General features: G+C 63.6%; 19 protein-coding genes and 1 pseudogene. 10 read left to right on the forward strand and 10 right to left on the reverse strand.

The features are described 5' to 3' along the window. Positions 1–23: 23 nt before the first annotated feature. Together B0G74_RS41060 and B0G74_RS41065 are read right to left on the reverse strand one after the other, a co-directional pair. The gene (locus B0G74_RS41060) at positions 24–2600 is read right to left on the reverse strand and encodes an adenosylcobalamin-dependent ribonucleoside-diphosphate reductase (RefSeq protein ID WP_132382991.1); all 2577 of its coding nucleotides are present in this window, start codon (positions 2598–2600) and stop codon (positions 24–26) included. A gap of 271 nt (positions 2601–2871) precedes the next feature. Continuing rightward, positions 2872–3153 (reverse strand): DUF3331 domain-containing protein, encoded by a 282-nt coding sequence (locus tag B0G74_RS41065; protein ID WP_106311561.1) that lies wholly within the window; start codon positions 3151–3153, stop codon positions 2872–2874. Between the two features lie 371 nt (positions 3154–3524). Here B0G74_RS41065 and B0G74_RS41070 point away from each other — a divergent pair, with 371 nt between their 5' ends. Continuing rightward, on the forward strand, positions 3525–4607 hold the full coding sequence (locus B0G74_RS41070; RefSeq protein WP_132382993.1) for an AI-2E family transporter: 1083 nt from the start codon (positions 3525–3527) through the stop codon (positions 4605–4607). A 52-nt stretch (positions 4608–4659) separates the two neighbouring features. Here B0G74_RS41070 and B0G74_RS41075 read toward each other — a convergent pair whose 3' ends face one another. After that, positions 4660–5574: an alpha/beta hydrolase-fold protein gene (locus tag B0G74_RS41075; protein ID WP_132382995.1), complete on the reverse strand. Its 915-nt coding sequence runs from the start codon at positions 5572–5574 to the stop codon at positions 4660–4662. A 99-nt stretch (positions 5575–5673) separates the two neighbouring features. Continuing rightward, on the reverse strand, positions 5674–6783 hold the full coding sequence (locus B0G74_RS41080; RefSeq protein ID WP_132382997.1) for an OpgC domain-containing protein: 1110 nt from the start codon (positions 6781–6783) through the stop codon (positions 5674–5676). Positions 6784–7304: 521 nt separating this feature from the next. Here B0G74_RS41080 and B0G74_RS41085 point away from each other — a divergent pair. Further along, positions 7305–8465 (forward strand): porin, encoded by a 1161-nt coding sequence (locus tag B0G74_RS41085; protein ID WP_132382999.1) that lies wholly within the window; start codon positions 7305–7307, stop codon positions 8463–8465. Between the two features lie 30 nt (positions 8466–8495). Here B0G74_RS41085 and B0G74_RS41090 read toward each other — a convergent pair whose 3' ends face one another. Beyond that, entirely contained in the window at positions 8496–9443 is a 948-nt protein-coding gene (locus B0G74_RS41090; protein WP_132383001.1) for a LysR family transcriptional regulator, read from the reverse strand. Between the two features lie 229 nt (positions 9444–9672). On the opposite strand from B0G74_RS41090, the gene B0G74_RS41095 reads away from it, so the two are divergent. After that, the gene (locus tag B0G74_RS41095) at positions 9673–10674 is read left to right on the forward strand and encodes an aldo/keto reductase (protein WP_132383003.1); all 1002 of its coding nucleotides are present in this window, start codon (positions 9673–9675) and stop codon (positions 10672–10674) included. 141 nt (positions 10675–10815) lie between these two features. On the opposite strand, the gene B0G74_RS41100 is transcribed toward B0G74_RS41095, so the two are convergent. After that, positions 10816–11112 (reverse strand): hypothetical protein, encoded by a 297-nt coding sequence (locus B0G74_RS41100; RefSeq protein WP_243658546.1) that lies wholly within the window; start codon positions 11110–11112, stop codon positions 10816–10818. Positions 11113–11368: 256 nt separating this feature from the next. Then, positions 11369–11956 (reverse strand): NUDIX domain-containing protein, encoded by a 588-nt coding sequence (locus B0G74_RS41105; RefSeq protein ID WP_132383005.1) that lies wholly within the window; start codon positions 11954–11956, stop codon positions 11369–11371. A 123-nt stretch (positions 11957–12079) separates the two neighbouring features. On the opposite strand from B0G74_RS41105, the gene B0G74_RS41110 reads away from it, so the two are divergent. The 4 genes and pseudogenes from B0G74_RS41110 (at position 12080) to B0G74_RS41125 (ending at position 15894) form a co-directional block, all read left to right on the forward strand. After that, a complete protein-coding gene (locus tag B0G74_RS41110; RefSeq protein ID WP_132383007.1) occupies positions 12080–12835 on the forward strand; it encodes a DeoR/GlpR family DNA-binding transcription regulator in 756 nt (251 codons plus the stop codon). A gap of 400 nt (positions 12836–13235) precedes the next feature. Then, a pseudogene (locus B0G74_RS41115) lies at positions 13236–13919 on the forward strand (molybdopterin cofactor-binding domain-containing protein); the annotation flags it as partial. Further along, a complete protein-coding gene (locus B0G74_RS41120) occupies positions 13916–14638 on the forward strand; it encodes a (2Fe-2S)-binding protein (RefSeq protein WP_132383009.1) in 723 nt (240 codons plus the stop codon). The pseudogene B0G74_RS41115 and the gene B0G74_RS41120, both read left to right, overlap by 4 nt. After that, positions 14635–15894 (forward strand): cytochrome c, encoded by a 1260-nt coding sequence (locus B0G74_RS41125; RefSeq protein WP_132383011.1) that lies wholly within the window; start codon positions 14635–14637, stop codon positions 15892–15894. The genes B0G74_RS41120 and B0G74_RS41125 overlap by 4 nt, the downstream gene beginning before the upstream one ends. Positions 15895–16049: 155 nt before the next feature. Here the strand turns inward: B0G74_RS41125 and B0G74_RS41130 are convergent, their stop codons facing one another. After that, positions 16050–16457 carry an SRPBCC family protein gene (locus tag B0G74_RS41130; protein WP_132383013.1) on the reverse strand — a complete coding sequence of 136 codons (408 nt, stop codon included), beginning with the start codon at positions 16455–16457 and terminating at the stop codon, positions 16050–16052. Positions 16458–16588: 131 nt separating this feature from the next. On the opposite strand from B0G74_RS41130, the gene B0G74_RS41135 reads away from it, so the two are divergent. Both B0G74_RS41135 and B0G74_RS41140 read left to right on the forward strand, forming a co-directional pair. After that, positions 16589–17005: a hypothetical protein gene (locus B0G74_RS41135; RefSeq protein WP_132383015.1), complete on the forward strand. Its 417-nt coding sequence runs from the start codon at positions 16589–16591 to the stop codon at positions 17003–17005. 619 nt (positions 17006–17624) lie between these two features. After that, on the forward strand, positions 17625–18578 hold the full coding sequence (locus B0G74_RS41140; RefSeq protein WP_132383017.1) for a M23 family metallopeptidase: 954 nt from the start codon (positions 17625–17627) through the stop codon (positions 18576–18578). A 10-nt stretch (positions 18579–18588) separates the two neighbouring features. On the opposite strand, the gene B0G74_RS41145 is transcribed toward B0G74_RS41140, so the two are convergent. Together B0G74_RS41145 and B0G74_RS41150 are read right to left on the reverse strand one after the other, a co-directional pair. Then, positions 18589–19407, reverse strand: a complete 819-nt coding sequence (locus tag B0G74_RS41145) for an alpha/beta hydrolase (protein ID WP_132383019.1) — start codon at positions 19405–19407, stop codon at positions 18589–18591. Positions 19408–19900: 493 nt separating this feature from the next. Further along, positions 19901–20299 carry a hypothetical protein gene (locus B0G74_RS41150; RefSeq protein ID WP_132383021.1) on the reverse strand — a complete coding sequence of 133 codons (399 nt, stop codon included), beginning with the start codon at positions 20297–20299 and terminating at the stop codon, positions 19901–19903. A gap of 409 nt (positions 20300–20708) precedes the next feature. On the opposite strand from B0G74_RS41150, the gene B0G74_RS41155 reads away from it, so the two are divergent. After that, complete coding sequence (locus B0G74_RS41155) at positions 20709–21164, forward strand: (2Fe-2S)-binding protein (RefSeq protein ID WP_132383023.1); 456 nt, start codon at positions 20709–20711, stop codon at positions 21162–21164. Position 21165: the final 1 nt, after the last annotated feature.

Consider the following 21165-nt stretch of genomic DNA (forward strand, 5'->3'; position numbering starts at 1 on the left):
GTCGACGTCACGACCCACCCAATCTACCCGCACGCCCCCACCTCACCACACGCCGTGCAAAAGTCACACCCGTCCTTGCGAATCACCGCATTCGCCCCGCACGACCCGCACTTACGCCCAAGCATCGTATGCAGGCCTTGCGCTCCGCCGGGCTGCGTCAACGCGAGCGCGTCGGCGTCAGTCTCAACGGGATGCGGCCGGATGCCGAAATCCGCCGGCAACGCCGTCTCGGCGCGCATCTGTCCGCGCGGCAAACGCGCCAGCATGCGCGAATGCACCTGGTTACCTTCGGCATCGAGAAACCCGCGCCGATGCAGAATCTGCTGGATCGCAAAGGCGAGGGCGGCCACTTCCGAATCGTGCCAGCGCGGCGTGCGATGCCCATCGAGACGCTGCACCTCACCGAGCCGGACCTGGCCGCGATCCCACGAAACCTTGCGCATGTCCTGCAAGTTGCGCGCGACAAAACCGCCGCGTGCCGCCAGCGACAGCGAACGCATCGTCGCCGTGATCCATTGCTGCGATTCGTCGCGCTGACCGGTCGGAATGAAGAACTCGATAGGCCGTTCGATGGTGACGTCTTCACCGCCCAGCCGTCCCGTGACCTCGATGAACGATACCGCCACATAGAGCGACTTCTTGCCCGCCTGCGTCAGATATTCGACTTTCTCGATGATCGCGGGCAGCTCGCCTTTAGGCCGATGATCGATCGCGATCCGCAACGGGTCGAGGTCGCTCTCGGCCAGCGTGTCGTCGGCTTGCGGCGGGCTCACGCTGAGCACCGCGCCGAGCGTTTCGTTGGGCCGGTAGGTGGCGAGACCCTTGAGGCCGTTTTTCCACGCATCGAAGTAGAGGCTTTCGAACGCTTCGAACGGATAGTCGGCGGGCACGTTCACCGTCTTCGAGATCGACGTGTCCACGTACGGTTGCACGGCCGCCATCATGTCGAGATGGTCGCGCGCCGACATTTCCAGCGCGCTGACGAAATAGTCCGGCAGCTTGCTCGTGTCGCCGCCGAGTTCGCGATAGAGCCGATACGCGTAGTCTTCGACATCGAAGGATTCGCGGCCGCCGTCGGCCATCACCTTCATACGCGTGTAGGTCCACGAGAAGGCCGGCTCGATGCCGTTCGACGCGTTGTCCGCGAAAGCGAGGCTCACCGTGCCGGTCGGCGCGATGGACAGTAGATGGCTGTTGCGAATGCCATCGCTGCGAATCGCCTGCTTGATGTCCTCGGGCAGACGCGAGGCGAACGTGCCGGCTTCCAGATAACGCGCGGCATCGAAGAGCGGAAATGCGCCACGCTCGCGCGCCAGTTCCACGGATGCGCGATACGCCTCGTCGCGCATCAGTTGCGCGATGCGCACGGCGAAGTCGCGCCCTTCCTGCGAGTTGTAGCGCAAGCCGAGCATGACGAGCGTATCGCCGAGGCCGGTGAAGCCCACGCCGATGCGCCGCTTGGCGCGCGACTCGTCGTATTGCTGCTGCAGCGGCCACAGCGTGACGTCGAGCACGTTGTCGAGAAAGCGCACTTGTGTGCGCGTGCGTTTGGCGAGGCCGTCCCAGTCGAACGAAGGCTTGCGGCCTTTCATCTGTGCGAACGGATCGATCACGAAACGCGTGAGGTTCAGCGGCCCGAGATTGCAGCAGCCGTACGCCGGCAGCGGTTGTTCGCCGCACGGATTGGTGGCGCGGATGGTTTCGACCGCGCGCAGATTGTTGTCCTCGTTCATGCGCGAGATGAACACGATGCCGGGTTCCGCGACGTCGTACGTGGAGCGCATGATGCGATCCCAGATCGCGCGCGCGGGGCGTTCGCTGTAGACCCACAGGCCGTCTTCGCGTTGCCGCACGTCGTCGGCCGCGCGTTGGGCGGGCGAAGGCTCGGCGCGATGCACGAGTTGCCAGGGCTGATCTTCCTCGACCGCGCGCATGAATTCATCGGTCACGCCGACCGAGACGTTGAAGTTATTCCAGCGGCCCTTCGAATGCTTGGCCTCGATGAACTCCAGCAGGTCGGGGTGATTGCAGTCGAGCACGGCCATCTGCGCACCGCGCCGCGAACCGGCGCTCTCGACGGTGCGGCACGACGCGTCGAACACGTCCATATAACTGCACGGCCCGGACGCCGATGAACTGGTGGTGTGAACGCGCGCGCCCTTCGGACGGATCGCGGAGAAGTTATAGCCAACGCCGCCGCCGCGGCGCATGGTTTCGGCCGCCTGCAGCAAGGCGACGTAAATGCCGGGCAGGCCTTGTTCGTCGACGCCCTGAATCGCGTCGCCCACCGGTTGCACGAAGCAATTGATCAGTGTGGCCGCAATGCCGGTGCCCGCCGCGCTCATGATGCGGCCGGCGCCGAGCGCGCCGTGCCGCAGGTTGTCGACGAAGAGCGCTTCAACCGATTCGCGCAACGCTTGCGGCTCCGCCTCGGCGACGCCGCGCGCGACGCGCTTGAACACATCGTCGGCCGATTGTTCGTCGCCTTTCGCGTACTTCTCTAGCAGAACGTCGAGGGAGAATTGTTGCGGTGCGACGAGTGGAGCGGGCGACGCGGGGGGCGCTATTTGCGCGCGGGTTTCCGGCGTGTCTTCGGCCATGGTATGCCCTCAATCGGCGCCGCACGGGGCACGGCGCGGTGGGTGGACGTGCGGGTCACGATAGCGCCGCGCGTGGAGCCGGCAGGTGACTTGACGCAACGACGTCCACCTTAACGCACGTGGCGAAGGGCCGCAATCAGAGGGTGTTTTACCCACGGCGCGGAGCGGGTCGCGCGAGGCGCGTGCCGGTATGTGGGTTGGTCCGCCGGGCAGATCGGGCGCGTCAGGCACGTGGCGGAACGCACGCGCGACGCCGGCAGGCAGATGAGGCTCAGGCTTCGACGCACTCCAGCAGTTCAGCGCAAATCATCGCGGAAGCGTTCAAAGGCGCCGGCCGCTCGGCCGGTTTGAATACCGCGTCGCCGCGGCGAATCTTGCGGCGCGAGACCGCGCAGGTTCCCGAGGTATGTGCCGACCTGCGGCGCCACCGCTGCTCGCCGTAATGACATTTACCCGGCTCGACCCAGCGAATTACCAGCGTCGTGTCCGAACGCTCGAGAATCTCGATGCGGACGCCATTGGTACCGTCAAGGGGGATGGACTCTAAGGTCATCGTCGTCGGCTCCGTATTGTGTGGTGTGCCGAATGTAGTCCCGCGCGAGTCGGATAGCCATTGTGTCGCGGTTGAAACACTGTTCTTCAAATAGCAACAATGAAACTTGACATTCGCGCTATCCCGAAAAGACGGGCCTTCGCGGGCCATTGTTAAGTTGAATTTACGATAGGGCGGATTTTTGCAACGCAGTGTTGTACGCAGTGAGACAAGCGTTCGACCCGCAAAGGGCGCCGGTGCTTCCTTTAAGATGTGGTTATTGATGAGCGACCGTGCAACGGCAGTGTAGCGGTTTTGCATTTTTCCGGTCGGCTCCCGCACACACCGAAGGAAGTCCTTGGGGGCACCTTCACAAAACCATAAGAGCTCACATGAATTCACGCCCGCCTGTCGCACCTCCTGAACCACCTGACGCGTCGGACTGCCTGAAGAAGCAGAAAGCGGCCTCCCTCGTGTTGTACATCGGACTGGTGCTGCTGGCGTTGTGGGTCGCGCGCGATTTCATCGCGGTGGTGGCATGGGCCGCCGTGATTGCGATCGCACTCTGGCCGCTGTTGCGCAGGGTCGAGGGCAACCGCTGGTTCACCGGACGCACGACGCTGATCGCGGCTGTCTTGACGCTGGCGATCGCGTTGCTGGTCGTGCTGCCGGTGGGCATCGGCATTGCCCAGGCGCTACGCGAAGCGCATGACATGAACGAGTGGTTCAAAGATGCGCAGGAAAACGGCATTCCGTTGCCGGATTTCATCCAGCATCTGCCGTTCGGCGTGCAGCAGGCTTCCGCGTGGTGGCAGGCCAACCTCGCTCAGCCGCTGCGCGAATCGGCCGCCATGAAAGGACTGCACAGCACCACGGTGATGACGCTCGGCCGCCACTTCGGCGCGCGCGCGGTGCATGCCGTGGCGGTGTTCGGCTTCATGCTGATCACGCTGTTCGTGATCTTTCAGGCGGGGCCGCGCTTGTCGGGCTCGCTGCTGAAGGGCGTGCGGCGCGGCTTCGGCGACGACGGCGCGCAGCTTCTGCTGCGGATGGCCACGGCGGTGCGCGGCACGGTGTCGGGACTGGTCGTGGTCGGACTCGGCGAGGGCGCGTTGATGGGCGTCGCCTATTTCGTGACGGGCTTGCCGCATGTCGCGCTGCTCGCGCTCGTCACCGCGATCGCCGCGATGCTGCCGTTCTGCGCGCCGATCACCTTTGGTCTCGCGGCCTTGTGGCTGGTCGCGCAAGGCTCGGTGGCGGCGGGCGTCGGCCTCGCCGTGTTCGGCTCGGTCGTGGTGTTCATCGCCGAGCACTTCGTGCGGCCGGTGCTGATCGGCAACTCGACGCGTTTGCCGTTCCTGCTCGTGCTGTTCGGCATTCTCGGCGGAGCGGAAACGTTCGGGCTGCTCGGCATCTTCATCGGCCCCGCGCTGATGACCGTGCTGATGGTGTTGTGGACCGACCTCGTGCAATAGTTGCACGGTTTTTTTCAGGCCCATCCCATTTCAGCCAGCACTGCTGAACCGTTCACGGCCGCTGATACGAAGGATGTTCCAGCGGCGGTTGCTGTGGTTGCTGCGGTCGCGACTGCGGTTGCGGTTGCGGCTTCACGCAACCGAGCGTGTATTTGAGCGCCGCGGGCAGCAGCGTGCTCCAGACGTCCCAGGTGTGGCCGCCGTCGATAATGCGCAGCGCCGCCGGATTGCCCGCCAGCCGCAAGTGCGTATAGAGCGAAGACGCATCGGCCTGGATCGCGAGGTCGTCGTCGCCGGCGGCGATGAACATCGGCAGACGATACGGCCGGCTCATATAGCGGTCCCACTGCGCCGGATAGTTGAGTTCGTGCCAGACCCGCGCGTCGAACTCGCGCTCGCCGAACACGCCGACGCGGCGCGCAGCCGACGCGCGCGGCGGCTCGTTCGGATAGATCGCGGGGCTCAGCAGCAGCGCGCCGCAAAAGCGCTCCGGTTGCGTCATCGCATAGCGCAGCGCGCCGAAACCGCCCATCGAGACGCCGCCGATCATCCGTCCGCCGCGTTGCGTCGAGACCGCGTAGCGCGCTTCGATCTCGGGCAGCAGATCCTCGAAGAACGCGGTCTCCATCTTCTCCTTGCGATCGACGTACCAGTCCGTGCCGCCTTGCGGCATCACGATCACGACGGGCGGCATGTCCTTGTGCCCGATCAGCGCGTCGGCGGCGCTCTGCAGGTGGCCTTGCGCGATCCAGTCGTTGGCGTCGCCGTTGTTGCCGTGCAGGAGATACAGCACGGGCAGGCGGCCGGCGTCATGGCGATAGCCGGTCGGCAGATAGATCGTGTAAGCCCAGTCGCGGCCAAGGGCGTCGGAATGGAAGCTGCGGCTGATCACGGTGCTGGCGAGCACTGGCGCGCTGCTCGAGGCCGCGCAGAGCGCAACGAGGGCGGAACGTAGGAATAGACGCATGTCAGAGTAGGAGGCCGCGGCGTGGGTCGCGCGCGGCCGTCATGCTATCAGGATCGGCGGTGAATTTTTGAGCAACGGTCGCCGGCCGGCGTACGCCGCTCAGGGCGACGTACGCAGCCGCCCGGCATACAACCGGCCGGCCAGACGCTTGAGCGGTTCCGCGCCCAGCGCCACCGCGAACAGCGCACCGATCGCAATCGCATCCGCAAGCAGTCCGAGCGGATAGTTCAGATAGCCGTCCGTCGCCGCGTACAGCACGGAATCGACCACGAGCGAGATCACCGCGCCGGCGATAAAGCACAGCAACCCCTTGCGGCCGATCACGCCGACCCACGGCACCCATTGCGCGAGCTTCTTCGCCCAGCCGAGCTGAATCAGATTCGCGACGAGCCACGCGATGGCGAGGAAATTGACCGCGCGCAGGTACGAGAGGTTTTGCTTGAGGCTGCCATCGAGCGGCTCGTGCTCGATAAAGAGCTTGTAGTAAGCGGCGGCCGCGACCACCGCAAACGCCAGCAGGCTGACGACCCAGCTCAGGCGGTGCGCGCTGATGCGCTGATAAACCGGCTGGCACCGGGCCAGCACGCCGAGCACGAACAGCAATTGCCAGGCGAACGGATTGAAATCCCAATGCATGTCCGGCGCGGCGGGCAGGTAGGCGTCGATTGCGGGCGCGCCGGCCCACAGCGCGACGCTGCCGGCCAGCAGCAGCCACGGCTTGCTGCGCGCGAGCGGCAGGATCATCGGCACCAGCAGGGCGAAGAACGCGTACATGGGCAGCACCGAGGCCAGATACGGCTGACGGCGGAACAGCAGGATGTCGCCGAGAGCCGCGAGCGGGGTGTCCATCAGATCGTCGAGATCGGTGGTGGCGAGATTCGGCCCGTCGATGCTGAAGGCGGTGAGCACGGCGCTGACCAGCAACATCAGCGCAGCAGTGACGAGGAACGCGCGATAGATCTCCAGCGAGCGCCGCAGGAAACGGCTGCGCGCGATCGTCTCGTTGCGCCGTTCGGCCAGTGCGGCGTAGGCCGTGGCGGTCGCGAAGCCGCCGAGGAACACGAAGACCTCGGCGGCATCGCACAGCGCGTAGGCGTGCAGGGTGACGCGCGACAGAATGCTGCCGCCGATGTGATCGACGACGATGATCAGAAGGACCAGCCCTCGAAAAAAATCGAGTTCGATCAGGCGGGATTGCGACTTTTGCATTGTGTGGCGCCAAAAGCAAACCCCGTGCGACGGCGCGCTGGTTCAGCGCGGCAGGCGTCTCACAAGGCTTTTAGAAATTGGATTGGATGCTGCGGCGGATACGCGACCCGCGTCGCCGCTTTCAACCGGCCGGACGTGGCGCGGTTGCAGGGGGCAGTAAAAATGACCCACGTGGCGGCGCGGAGTTCCGCTGCGCCGCTGCAAGAAGGTTGCGATTATATTTCTTTTCGTGACAAATCTGCCTGCGGCAGGGCAAGTCAGCGCGCGTGGGCCGCAGCCGGTATCAAGTCCGCGCGGCGTCGCGCCGTTTACCTGAATGAGCGCCGCGACAAAAGGGCCCAACGCACCAAGTGGAGATTTCGCAACGTTTCGAGATATCGATACGACACCCAATGGACGGCGACCTAACGGCGTGTGAGGATTTCTGAAAGCGCGTCAAGGTCGATGCAGCACCTTGTAAGGCGCAAAGAACAAAGCGGCCGGATCGAGTTGTCCCATTGCTCGAGTGCAGGGAGATCGTCATGAACAAGCAAGTGTTCGCGCTAGCTGTCTCCACCGCTATGTCCGCCGCTTTTGCCGCGCCCGCCCTGGCGCAGACGAGTGTCACGCTGTATGGCGTGCTCGACGAAGGCATCAACTACACGAACAATGTCGGCCGCGGCCATGTCTATGAGCTGGCGAGCGGCTATGCGCAAGGCAGCCGCTGGGGGCTGAAGGGCGCCGAGGAACTGGGCGGCGGCCTGAAAGCGATCTTCCAGCTGGAAAACGGTTTCGACGTGAGTTCCGGGCGGCTCAACCAGGGCGGCCGGATGTTCGGCCGCCAGGCCTTTGTCGGCTTGAGCGCGGAGCGCTACGGCACGTTGACGTTCGGCCGCCAGTACGATTCGGTGGTCGATTATCTGGCCCAGACCACGGCCAACGGCAACTGGGCCGGCTTGCTCTTCTCCCACCCGTACGACAACGACAACACGGACAACTCGTTCCGGCTCGACAACTCGATCAAGTACACGAGTCCGTCGCTGTCCGGCTTCCAGTTCGGCGGCGTCTATAGCTTCAGCAACGACACCAACTTCGCCAACAATCGCGCGTACAGTTTCGGCGGCCAGTATTCTTATGGCGGCCTGCTGGTGGCCGCGGCCTATCTGCAAGCCGACAATCCCGGCAATGGAGCGAACGGGGCGATCACGGCGAACGACGCCAGCTTCATCGCCGCCCGTATGCGTGTGTTCGGCGGTGGCATCACCTATACGTTCGGTCCTGCGACTGCCGGCTTCGTCTATACCAACTCGAACTATCTGGACCCGACCGGCAACGGCTATCTCGGCGTGACGCCGCTCGTGCCGCCGGGCGTATTGCTGAACTCGCTGAAGTATCAGAACTTCGAGGTGAACGGCAAGTATCAGATTTCGCCGATGCTGTTCGTCGGTGCACAGTACGTGTACACGATGGAAACCTACGACGCCTCGACCGGCGGCGTGAAGCCGAAGATTCACTCGTTCGGCCTGATGGCGGATTACAACCTGTCCAAACGCACCGACGTTTACATCCAGGGCGAGTATCAGCAGGTGACGGGCGACGCGACCTATTCGATTCTGGACGACGCGTTCAACGTCGGCACGCAGTCTCCTTCATCGACCTCGAGGCAGGTCGTGGTGCGCGCAGCGATCCGGCATAAGTTCTGACTTCACCTGGGCTAACCACCTCGCCTAACTTTACCTGGCCGCGCCGCGCGGCCGTTTGTGTTTAGGCGCCGCCACAGCGGGCGTCTTTGTGCCGATCAACTCCGCCACCCAGTCGACAAAAATCCGCACCCGCGGCGCCAGATGCCGGCCGTGCGGAAACACCACTGACACGGGCAGCGGCGGCGCCTTCCAGTCCTTCAGCACTTCGACGAGTTCGCCGCTTGCGAACAGCGGCGCGTCCACGCTGCCGACCGGCCCCTGAATCATGCCGAGCCCGGCGAGACAACAACTTATATAGGCATGCGCGCTGTTGACCGAGACGGCGCTGCGCATCGCGACCGTCTTCAGTTCGCCTTGCTCCTGATACTCCCAGTCGAGATCGCGTCCGCTGCGGCTGGAGAAAAAGCCGACAGCGACATGGTCGTCCAGATCGGCGGGCGTACGCGGCAGGCCGTGTTTCTCGATGTACCCGCGCGACGCGCAATTGACCTGCTCGAACTCGCCGATGCGCCGCGCGACCAGCGTCGTGTCGCCCATGCTGCCGACCCGCACCGCGCAATCCACGCCGTCCTCGATCAGATCGATCATGCGATCGGTCGCGCTCAGCACGACGCGAATGTCCGGATAACGCGCGAAGAATTCCGGCAGCGCGGGGATCACCACGTGCACCGCCAAGCGCTCCGGCAGGTCGACGCGGATCACGCCGCGCGGGCCGTTGGCGACATCGGCGAACAGCGCCTCGGCGTCGTCGATCTCGGCCAGCACCTGGACGCAGCGCTCGTGATAGGCGGCGCCTTCGAGCGTGAGCGCGACGCGCCGCGTGGTGCGCTGAAGCAGCCGCACGCGCAGATGGCTTTCCAGGTATTGGATCGCGTTACTGACGGTGGGGCGCGGCAGTTGCATCTGCTCGGCGGCTTTGGTGAAGCTGCCGAGTTGCGCGACGCGCGCGAAGACTCTCATGGCTTGCAAGTGATCCATCGACGACGCTCTCCGTCTGAGACCTAGCCGGACCGGGTCCGGGTGGCTTTCCATCACCCTGATTGTTAACCGTTTTCGACCAATCTGATCGAACGCCGCGCCTTTATCGCTTGTCGGCTCGGGCGCAGAATGCCGCTCAGGCGTGACGGATCCGGCTTCAAACGCGGCTTCACGCAGGCCGGTTCGCCGTCATCCTAAACGTGATCAAACGACTTCGGGAATGCACGCAATGAATACACGTCAACTGGGCCAGCAAGGCCCGCGAGTTTCCGCCATCGGCCTCGGCTGCATGGGCATGTCCGATCTGTATGGCCCGGCCGACCGCGACGAAAGCATCGCCACGATTCACGCGGCGCTCGACGCCGGCATCACGCTGCTCGACACCGGCGACTTCTACGGCATGGGCCACAACGAAATGCTGATCCGCGACGCCCTGCAAGGGCGCCAGCGCGAGAACGTGGTGGTCAGCGTGAAATTCGGCGGGATGCGTGATCCGGCCGGCGGCTGGATCGGCTTCGACGCGCGGCCGGCGGCGGTGCGCAATTTCCTCGCGTATACGCTGCGGCGGCTCGGCACCGACTATATCGACATATACCGCCCCGCGCGACTCGATCCGGCCGTGCCGGTCGAAGAGACCGTCGGCGCCATTGCCGATCTGGTCAAGGAAGGCTACGTGCGCCAAATCGGCTTGTCGGAAGTCGGCGCGCACACGCTGCGCCGGGCGCGGGCTGTCGCGCCGATTGCCGATCTGCAAATCGAATACTCGCTGATGTCGCGCGGAATCGAGGCCGAGATTTTGCCGGTGTGCCGTGAACTCGGCATCGGCATCACCGCGTATGGCGTGTTGTCGCGGGGTCTGCTGAGCGGCACGTGGTCGAAGGAGCGCGGCGCGCAGAAGGATTTCCGCAGCGTGAGCCCGCGCTTTCAGGGCGAGAACCTCGAGCGCAATCTGGCGCTGGTCGAAACCCTGCGCGCTATCGCCGACGCGCGCGGCACCAATCCGGCGCAACTGGCGATCGCATGGGCCTTGTCACGCGGCGGCGACATCGTGCCGCTGGTCGGCGCGCGGCGCCGCAGCCAGTTGACGGACGCGCTCGCCGCCACCGAGTTGAGCTTGAGCGCCGACGAGTTGGCGCGCATCGAAGCTGCGATTCCGCCTGAAGCCGTGGCGGGTTCGCGCTACAACGAGGTGCAGATGGCGCATCTCGACAGCGAACGCAGCGGGCATTGATCGGCTGATCGGCTATTCGATCGGCCCGCATTGGGAAAAGGAAAGACGTAAACGAATCGCGCGCCTTGGATAACGGATTATCACAAGGCGCGCGAATTTCAGACTATGAATATCGAGCGGCGTATTAAAACGGATTAGCGATCAATTCATCACGTAATTCTGAAACAGAATGCCGACGATAACACCGAACGGAATACCGAACGTCCGGCCGCGAAGGGTGGCGTTGATGTCCTCGTCGAGGACGAAGCTGCAGCGGCGCTCGCGCCAGACGGTTTTATAGGCCAATGGTTTCGCGTCGACGATCACGATGGAAATCAGCGCGGTCATCGTAACCTGTTCGAGTGCATGCAGTTTGGCCATAAACGGCGAAAATTCGCCTGCATTGCACAGGAGCACCATGATGACGGCGGCAATCAGGGTGCCGAAGAAAAAAACCATTCATGAATCGGTTTGCGGAACTGAGAGAATCCATTTGAACCTCGGCTTTACCCGCAGCCTTGATAAAGGCGGCGAATTAAAAATATTCTGACGGAAAGGGTTTTCCATTCGATAAACCGGCGTCGCCTTGACTGCGGCGCCGGTCAATCTCACACGGATGCGTAAGAATATTTTTACTGCCGTGTTCAACCTATCGTCCTTTTCCTAATGCCGGGTAGGATGATTCCGAAAAGCGCGGAAACTCGCCACGTTCGAACTACGTGCCGAACAGATTCAGTTGGGCGTACTGCAACAGCATGATGGTCTTTCCGTCGACGATTTCACCACGCTCGATCATCGCCAGCGCTTCGTCCACCGGCAGCTCCAGCACCTCGATATCTTCACCTTCGTCGGCGAGGCCGCCGCCCGCGCCGACTTTCGCCACCGCATCATATTCAGCGACGAAAAAGTGCAGTTTCTCCGTGACCGAACCCGGGCTCATGAAGGCCTCGAATACCTTGCGGACGTCGTGCACGCGGTAGCCGGTTTCTTCCTCGACTTCCGCGCGAATCCGTTCCTCCGGCGACGCGGTCTCCAGCAGCCCGGCCGGCGTCTCGATCAGCATGCCGTGATGACCGTTGACGAACGCCGGCAAGCGGAATTGCCGCGTTAGCACGACCGTGCGCCGGTGCGGTTCGTAGAGCAGCAGCGTCGCGCCGTTGCCGCGGTCGTAGGTTTCGCGGCTCTGGCGTTGCCAACTGCCGTCGGCGCGCTGGAAGTCGAAGGTGGTTTTTTTCAGCACGTACCAGTCGTCCGACAGCACCTCGACGTCGACAATCCTGACCCGTTCGGCGATTTCGTTCATGGCTCGCATCCTGTCCTGTAGGGAAACGCGGTTCGCCCCGCATGCGAATCATGGTATCGTGCGATATCGTGCAAAAACAAGTAATTTCGTGCAAGTCGATAAGACTCGCTAAGGACCGCCGCCGTGCTCACATCGCAAAGAAAGCAACTGATACTCGATGCGCTCAAGCGTAGCGGGCAAGTGGTCGCCAAAACCTTGAGCGCTGAATTCGACGTCTCCGAAGACACGATTCGCCGCGATCTGCGTGAGCTCGCTGCCGAAGGTCAGCTTCAGCGCGTGCATGGCGGCGCACTGCCGGCGTCGCCGGCGGCGGCGGACTTTGCCGGGCGCGAGCGTATCGAGTCGGCGTCGAAGGCGGCGATCGGCCGGGCGGCCGCGGGCATGATCGCGCGTGGCCAGATTGCGTTCGTCGACGGCGGCACGACCGCGGTGCAACTCGCGCGTCATCTGCCGCGTGACTTGCGGGCGACGATCGTCACACATAGCCCGAGCATCGCCGTCGAACTCGCGGAGCATGCCGGGTTGGAAGTCGTGATGATCGGCGGCCGCCTGTTCCGGCATTCGATGGTCAACGTCGGCGCCGCGGCAATCGAAGCGCTCAGCCACATTCGCGCGGATCTGTATTTCATGGGCGTGACCGGCGTGCATCCGCAAGCAGGCCTGAGTACCGGCGATAGGGAAGAGGCCTACGTGAAACGCGCGTTCGCGGAACACGCGGCGGAGACGGTGGTGCTGGCGTCGGCGGAAAAACTCAATGCGGCCTCGCCGTACAAGATCGCGGATGTGACGGCGGCGAGCACGATCGTCGTCGAACGGAATACGGACGAGGCCTTGACCGCGCCGTTCGAAGCGTTGGGCATCACGATCGTGCGGGCATAGTTGGGCATGCTGATTAAAAAGTAGAAAAACCGCCGGAAACCGCTGTAAACCCGCGAATATAGCGGACCATACGAGATCCGTTATTTGCGAGATAGGGCAAAAAATTTGACGCACCCCGCGGCAAATCAGCGCGATAATCCCGCCCCTTGCCCTCTGTGGGGCGAGGACAAGGCAACTCACGGTACTTCAAGGTCAATCAGATCGACTGCGGCACGACCGAAGTGACGGTCGTCGCAGGTCGCCGGTACGCCCGGGCGTTAAATAGCGTCCGCGGTTCGAACACCTCCCTCGTGGTGATAGCCGTCCAGCGCAGGTTCGTTGCGTGCCGTCACGCACGCGGCCGCGCGCGCGTGACGGTTGGTGTCTTCCTGACGCCGGGAAGGAAAGGCCTTGATGGCCGCACGAACTCGGCCTCGTGACCGGCGCGACCGTGCACGTGTTCAACCGCTGGCAGTGGACCGAAGCGGACTTCGAGATCGACGGCAGCGTCGAGCGTTGGCCGCTCGACGGTCTCGCTGTGCGCTATGGCGACAACGCGTCGGCCGACAAGCAGAAGATGCAGACCACGGCGAATCGCTACCGCGTGCTGGACCGCCAGCGTGTGTTCATTCCGCCGGTCCAGCGCAACAACGCGGCCGTCACGTACTACAGCGCGGTCGGCACGCTGGTGGAGCTGTCGGTGCATGAAGCGAGCGGCAAGGTCGATCTGCTCGCGCATCACTCGATCATGGAGTGCGGCAATCAGATCTCGCCGCAACTCGTGTCCGGCCAGTTGCAAGGCGGTCTGGCGATGGGCATCGGCCACGCGCTGCATGAATACCTGCCGCTCTACGAAGACGGTCCCGGCAACGGCACGTGGAACTTCAATCGCTACCACTTGCCGCGCGCAACGGACGTTGCCGTCTGGACCCAGACCGGCGAAGTGCTGCCGCCGCTGACCGAGACCGATCCGCCGAAAGGCATCGCCGAAGTGGTGATGATTCCGGTGGTCGGCGCCATCGTGAACGGCATCGCGCATGCGATCGGACATCGCTTTACCGATCTGCCGGTCACCCCGCAACGTATTCAGGAGGTGCTCGCATGACGGCCCCCAATCAAACCAACGCTAATGTCGCTGGCGGCGCGGTAAGCACTGCCGCTGCAAGTGGCGCTTCCGCCGCATTCGGCGCGGCTCCCGCGAGTGGCGCTTCCACGGCTTCGGCCGCCGACGCCGCGAGCGCGCCTGCCGCCGCCGTGGTCGAGCGTCCGCTCACGCATTTCCGTTCGATGCCGCTGTCGATCAAGGTGAACGGCGAGATCGTCGGTCCGACCGATGTGCCCGTCGGGCTGATGATGATCGACTACCTGCACGAGTATCTGCACCTGACCGGCTCGCGCCTCGGCTGCGGCCAGGGCATCTGCCACGCGTGCGTGGTGATCGTCGACAAACCGGACGGCACGAGCGAAGAAGTGCGCACCTGCATCACCGGCGCGAATTTTTTCCACGGCAAATCCATTCGCACGATCGAAGGCCACGCGAAGCGCAACGAAGCGGGCGAGGTCGTCGAACTGTCGCCGATCCAGCAGAAGTTTCTCGAGCACTTCAGTTTTCAGTGCGGCTACTGCACGCCGGGCTTCGTCAATGCGGCGACCGTGTTGATCGAACGCCTGAAGCGTGAGCCGGTTGCCAAAGACAAGGTCGAGGCCACGATTACGGAAGCGCTGAACGATCACATCTGCCGCTGTACGGGCTACGTGCGCTATTACGAAGCCGTGAAGGAAGTCGTGCTGACGACGCCTGGTCTCGTAAAGGACGCCGCATGATGAGCCGACCGATGAACTTGCGCCGCGCGCTGCTGCTGCTCGGTACGACGCTCGCGCTGAGCGCTTGCGGCAAGCACGACGACTCCGGCGCGCTGGCCGCGGCCGCCGCATTGGGACCGCAATCCACCGCCGCCGATCCGCTCGCGCGCGGCCGCTACCTCGTCAAGGCCGCCGATTGCGCTGCCTGCCACACCACGGCAGACGGCGCGCCGTTCGCCGGCGGCGTGAAGCTGGCTTCGCCGTTCGGCACCTTCTATGGCACCAACATCACGCCAGATAAGGACCACGGCATCGGCAACTGGAGCGCGGACGATCTCTACAAGGCGCTGCATGACGGCGTCACGCCGGACAAGCAGCTTTATCCGGCGATGCCATACACGTCGTACCGTCAGTTGTCGCGCGCGGACAGCGATGCGATCTACGCGTACCTGATGGCGCAGAAGCCGGCCGCGGTGGCGAATCACGAGCCCGAACTGTCGTTCCCGTTCAACATGCGCTTCGGCGTGCGTTTCTGGAACTGGGTGTTCCTGAAGGACGCGTTGCCGGATGCATCGACTGGACGCACGGCGGAGTGGAATCGCGGCCGCTATCTGGCGAGCGCGCTCGGCCATTGCGCTGAATGTCACACGCCGCGCGGCACGTTCGGCCAGCTCGACGGCGCGAAGCCGCTGACCGGCGCGGCACTCGGCCGGATCGCGGCGCCGGATATCACGCCGCACGTTCTCGCGGCGCGCGGCTGGAGCGCGGCCGACCTGCAGACGTTCTTCGCCACCGGCATCGCGCCGCAGGGCTCGGCATTCGGCGAGATGTATCCGGTGGTGCATCTGAGCAGCCAGTACCTGACGCACGACGACCTGCGCGCCATGTCGACCTATCTGCTCGGCGACCAGGCTCCCGCGCCGCAACCGCTGCGCTCGGTTTCCGCGGATGCCGCTCAGCTCGAAGCAGGGCGCAACGTTTATCTCGCCGTGTGTGCGGGCTGTCATGGTCTGAACGGCGAAGGCAAGCCGCATGTCGCCGTGCCGATGCACGGCAACTCGACGCTGCGTCAAGGGGATGCCCACAATCTGATCGTGGCGATGCTCGATGGCATCGGCGCGCAGGATTTTCCGGGCCTCGAACGGATGCAGGATATGCCGGGCTTCGCCACGCAACTCAACGACGCGGAACTCGCGCAGCTCGCCAATTATCTGCGCGCGACGTGGGGCGGCCAGCCTGCAGATGTGACGGCGGATGCGGTGAAAGCGCTGCGCTGAACCGTAGCCGCACTTCTGGCGCTTGATATCAGGCGCCAGGCAGCGTTCAAAGAAACCGGTGCTCTTTCGTTAAGGGTGCCGGTTTTTTTACGCGTGAGGGTCATGCGCAAGCAGCAGCGTGGACAAAAACCGTCAAGGCCGCGCACGCACTTTCGTCAATCGCGCCCTTCGACCAACGCCTTCAGCTTGCCCAAATCCCGTTCGACCCATTGCGCGTCAGCGGCAAATTTCTCGTCCGTCATGCCGGGCACGCGAAACAGTGTGAATTGCACATCGCAGCCGCTGCCGTTTGCGATCACCCGCAGCGGTATGTAGATCTCGCTGCCGTCGGGCAAGACGACGTAGTGGTCGAGCACGCCATACTCGTTCGGCGCGGAAAAGCGCACGGTCGTCGTGCCTTCGCTGCCTTCGAAACGCCATGTCGCACCGTCATGGCCCAAGGGCCGGCCCAATCCTGATGCCCATTCGGGAAATGCCGCCGGCTCCGATGTGAAAGCGTAAACCTCGCGCCAGTCATGCGCGATGTGGACGCTGATGATTTGCGCCTGCGCAGGCTCAGTCATGATGTCTCCTGTGAACGGCGCGCAATGAACTCGCGCGCTACGGTCTGCTCAAATGGTATCGCGCCGCTGCCGGCTTGCGGCGCGCCTTACGTTTCGCCGTAGGCAAGACAGATTCCTTTCACGGAGACTTCATGAACAATCGCGCGACGCAGATCCTTCCTCATCATAGTTACGTCTATTCGCTGGGCGCGCCGCTGGCCTGTGTGCAAGGCACGATCAGCAAGGTGTTCGCCAGCCCGGAGAATCACAACGGCGCCAATCACCAGCACTTCGTCATCAAGATCGACACGGTCGTGAAGTTCGAAGGCGGTACGGAAAAACTGGTGGGCACCGAGGTCTTCGTCGCCGTGCGTTTCGGCGACAACGAGGGCCTCGCGCACGAGATCCCCAATTTGCAGGCAGGGCACCCAATCGAAGCGCAAGGCGAATACATCCCCGACGCCAGCGCCTATCCCACCGAAGACAATCGCAATCCCGTTCTGCCGGTGCTGCACTTCACGCATCATCCGATCGGCTACGTGAAGTACCAGGGGCAGTACTACAGCTAGCCTCGTTCCATCGAGCCGGACGGACGCCGGGCCGTCCGCGCGCCGACACGATCCTCCTTCACGCCTGCCGCCGCCGCTGGCAATTCAAGTTTTGACGCCATTCTGCCGTTAATGCAAACGTTATCGTGCGCTTGCGTGGGCTTCGGCGTGCGTGCGTCCTGCATGGCTTGCAGACCCGCAGCCTGATCCGCCAGCGGCGCATGAAACACAGTCCGGTAATGACGAACTTGCGGCGGCCACGCGGATGCCTGACGGGCACGCGCCGCCGTACACGTTGCACGTGCAACGATGTCCGCAATACCGTGCGTAAGGTTTGTATCAAAGTATGTGGGTTGGCGCGTTTTTTATATAACGCACTTTACAATTCCGCTTGAATTTTAATCGGCAGTCTGGCCCTTTTCGCGGACGATGGGCTGTTTTGGCGGGCGGCATGTACGCGTCCCGGGCATCCGGCAGCTTGTGAAGGCGAGGGTTGGGTTGGTCGGCAGGGCATGGGTGAGCGCCGCACGAAGCGGCTTTGCCGTGTCGCAGGGGAAAGCAGCGCGCCGTCCGGGCGCGCGCATCGCACGCGACAAGGCGGCATCCGGCTCGCCAATGAACGAGGCAGGAGTCGAACAAGATGGGAAAGCGCTTCGACAGAACCAGGATGGCCAGTCTCGCTGGCGTATGGGTCGCGCTGGCGGTCAGCGGTTGTGCGAATCTGGGCCAGCAGGACGCGCAGACAGCCGCGGCGGCTGCGTCCAGCGTGCCGGCGCCAAGCGCGCCGGCAGCCGATGCGACGGCGGCCGCGCCGCCCGCGATCACCCCCGAGCAGAGCGCGCTGCTCAAGAAATCGCCGCCACTGGTGTATCGCGTCAAACGTGGCGACACCTTGGCGCGCATCGCGCAGCATCATCATTGCAGCGTGAAGCAGTTGCAGACCTGGAATGGATTGAAGGCGTCCTCGCACTTGAAGTCGGGACAGGTCTTGCACGTCGCGTCGCCGGAAACGGTGCGGGCGGTGAACGCGGCTAATGCGGCAGCGAAGGCCGCCGCGGCGTCCACGCCGGCGACTTCGGTTGCGGCGCAGCAGGCGGCGGCGCCGGCCTCCGCGTCGGGTCCAACGCAGTCAACGTCGCAGTCCGCTCAGGCCGTGCAGTCGCCGACGCTCAGTGCCGCTGAAGCACGCGAAGTCGCGCAGCAAACCGCGCGGCACGCGAACGGCGTATCACTAGCCTGGCCGGCGGGCGGGCGCGTGGTCGAAGGATTCCAGCCGGGCGAAACGCGCGGCATCGAAATCGGCGGCAAGCCTGGCGATCCGGTGCGGGCCGCGGCCGACGGCAAGGTGATGTACGCCGGCACGGGCCTGAACAGCTACGGCAGCCTGATCATCGTCCAGCACAACAAGGACTTTCTGACCGCCTACTCGCACAACCGCAAGCTGCTGGTCAAAACCGGCGACATTGTCGTGCAAGGACAGCAGATCGCCGAGATGGGCGACGAAAACAATTCGCGCGTTTCCGTGGGCTTCGAATTGCGCCGCGACGGCAAGCCGATCGATCCCATGCCGTACCTGCCGCACGGACGCGGCTAGGCGCGCGACCTCAATCCAGCCACAGCAGCGCCGCGGCAACGATCGCTTCCGGCGCGTCTTCCTGCATCAGGTGGCCGGCTGTCGGCACCGCCTGAAAGCGCGCTTCCGGTATGGCCGCGGCCAGTTGACGGCCGCGCGCCAGCGGAATCCACTGGTCCTCTTCGCCCCACAGAATCTGCACCGGACAGCGTAGCTGCGGATAGCGCGCCTCGACCTCGTCGGTGTAGCGCTGATCCATTTGCGCGATCTGCCGGTAAAACGCGGCTTGACCCGTTGCGCCGAGCCAGGGCGTCACATAGGGCGCGAGTTCGTCATCCGGAATCTCGCGCGCGATCGCGCCGCGCACGTACGCCTTCACCACCGCCTCGTGGATGTAGGGCGGCAGTCCGGCAAACGCGTCACCGTGTTCGCGCACATGCCGCACGAACGGCGAACCCCACGGCGCGACCGCTACCGGATCGATCAGCGTGAGGCTGCGATAGTCGCAGCCGTCGATCAGATGGGCGCGCAATGAAGTCGCGCCGCCGAAATCGTGCGCGATGACATCCGGGCTTTCCAGTTGCCAATGCGCGAGCAATTCCGCCAGCAAACCATTCTGCACGCCGAGCGAGACGTCCTGGCCGTCGCGCTGTTCGGATTGTCCATAGCCGAGCAGATCGTAGTAATAGACGGTGCGCGTCTGCGCGAGATGCGGAGCAATGCGGTGCCACACATACGAAGAAAAGGGCGTGCCGTGAACCAGCACCAGCGGCGGGCCATTGCCGCTCACGTTGAAGCGCACGGCTTGATCGCGGAAGGTATAGCTTTCGGGGAGCGGCCAGTTTTGCATAGCGATGAGCGTCGCAAGAAAGTCTGCTTACCTTAGCAGGGCTTCGTGAAGCATGCTGACCGGCTTTTCGTAGCCTGCATCAGGATGCCTCCCGCAGAAGCTCACCTTTGTTTTAGTCAGCAAAGCCAGGCAAATTCAACCTTGACTCGGTCGCGCACTCGTTTCAACGGCAAACGAATCCACCACACAACACACACTCTTACGAATCGTGCATAAATTGGCCTGAAATAAGGCCTCGTTGCGTTGGCCGCATTCAAAAAGCCTGGTAATCCGTCAACGCCGCCGCCGTGCCGCCGTCATGCAGACGAGTCCCGCTCGATCGAAACGCGCGCTTTTCAATGGTGAGGAAATTCGGGAGCCGAGGCCGCATGAACGCTGCGCGCCGCGCTCGCGACCATGCCGACAGCGAATCGCCAACCACGCGCAAACCACGCGCAAACCACGCGCGGCCCGAACCCGCACTACGCGAGCACACGAAGCCGCGCGCAACCGGCTACTTCGATTCAATCCCGCGCAACAGCTGCGACACCTGGCCATGCTGATGCAGGATCGCCGGATCGGCCTGCAATAGCGGCAGATAGCGCGGCAGGAAGGCATTGTTCGGCTGGTCGGGCGAGAAGAGCCCGGTCACCGCTTCGGCCGCGGCGGTGCGGTCGGCGGCTTCGGCTTCCTTATCGTCGAGAATTTCGTCGACGTTCGCAATGATCGTCGAGAGCGGCGTGAGCCAGCGGAACCCCGAACCGTTGATGAGCACCTGCAGGAAAGCCGCCGGCGTGACCGGGCCGAATTCCTTTTCGTACACGGCACGCTCGTGATCGAGGATGGCTTTGTGCAGCGCCAATAGCGGTCGGCGAATGTCCGAGAGGAATTGAGTGCATTGCGAGTCGTTCATGTGTGCTGCTCCTTCGGATAGTCAGTCAGACCGGATCCATGCTAACAAAATCGCCCGGCATTGATTCAACAAGATTCACTGATCGTATAAAGGCCGGCCGCTCGAACCGCCGCGCGGATAGTTTCCGCCGATTAAAAACACCTTTCAGCCACGCGATCGGCGCCCGCTAGAATCTTCCAGCCGGCCGGCGGCATGCAGCTTCGAGGCGAACTTTTTAAAGGGCGTCTACAATTCGCCGATCAGTTTTGGCGCGTTCGCGCCCATGCATTCACCGCCGTTTTAAACGACTGGAAAGCCGCAGCGCGCATTAGTCCGGCTTATCGAATAAACGCGGCGAGTCTTTACGTTTCGGTTCGACGTCTCTGCCTAAACCACCTGATAAACAATAAACCCCACTCGGAGCCGCTCAATGACAACGCTGAATATCAATGGCCAGACGCACACCGTCGACGCGCCGCCCGACATGCCCCTCCTGTGGGTCTTACGCGATGTGGTCGGTCTGACCGGCACGAAGTTCGGTTGCGGCATCGCGCAATGCGGAGCTTGCACGGTGCACCTCGATGGCGTGGCGGTGCGCTCGTGCGTGTTGCCGGCGGCGGCTGTTGGCGACCGCAAGATCACCACGATCGAAGCGGTGGGCAGCACGCCGGCCGGTCAGAAAGTGCAGCAGGCCTGGCGTCAACTGGACGTGGTGCAATGCGGCTACTGTCAGTCGGGGCAGGTGATGTCGGCGGCTTCGCTGCTGGCAAGCAACCCCAATCCTACCGATGCGGACATCGACGCCGCCATGGCCGGCAATATCTGCCGCTGTGGGACCTATAACCGCATCCGCGCGGCGATCAAGCACGCCGCTAAGGGGGCATGAC

The sequence above is a fragment of the Paraburkholderia sp. BL9I2N2 genome (genome assembly GCF_004339745.1).
In the GTDB taxonomy this organism is placed as follows: Bacteria; Pseudomonadota; Gammaproteobacteria; order Burkholderiales; family Burkholderiaceae; genus Paraburkholderia.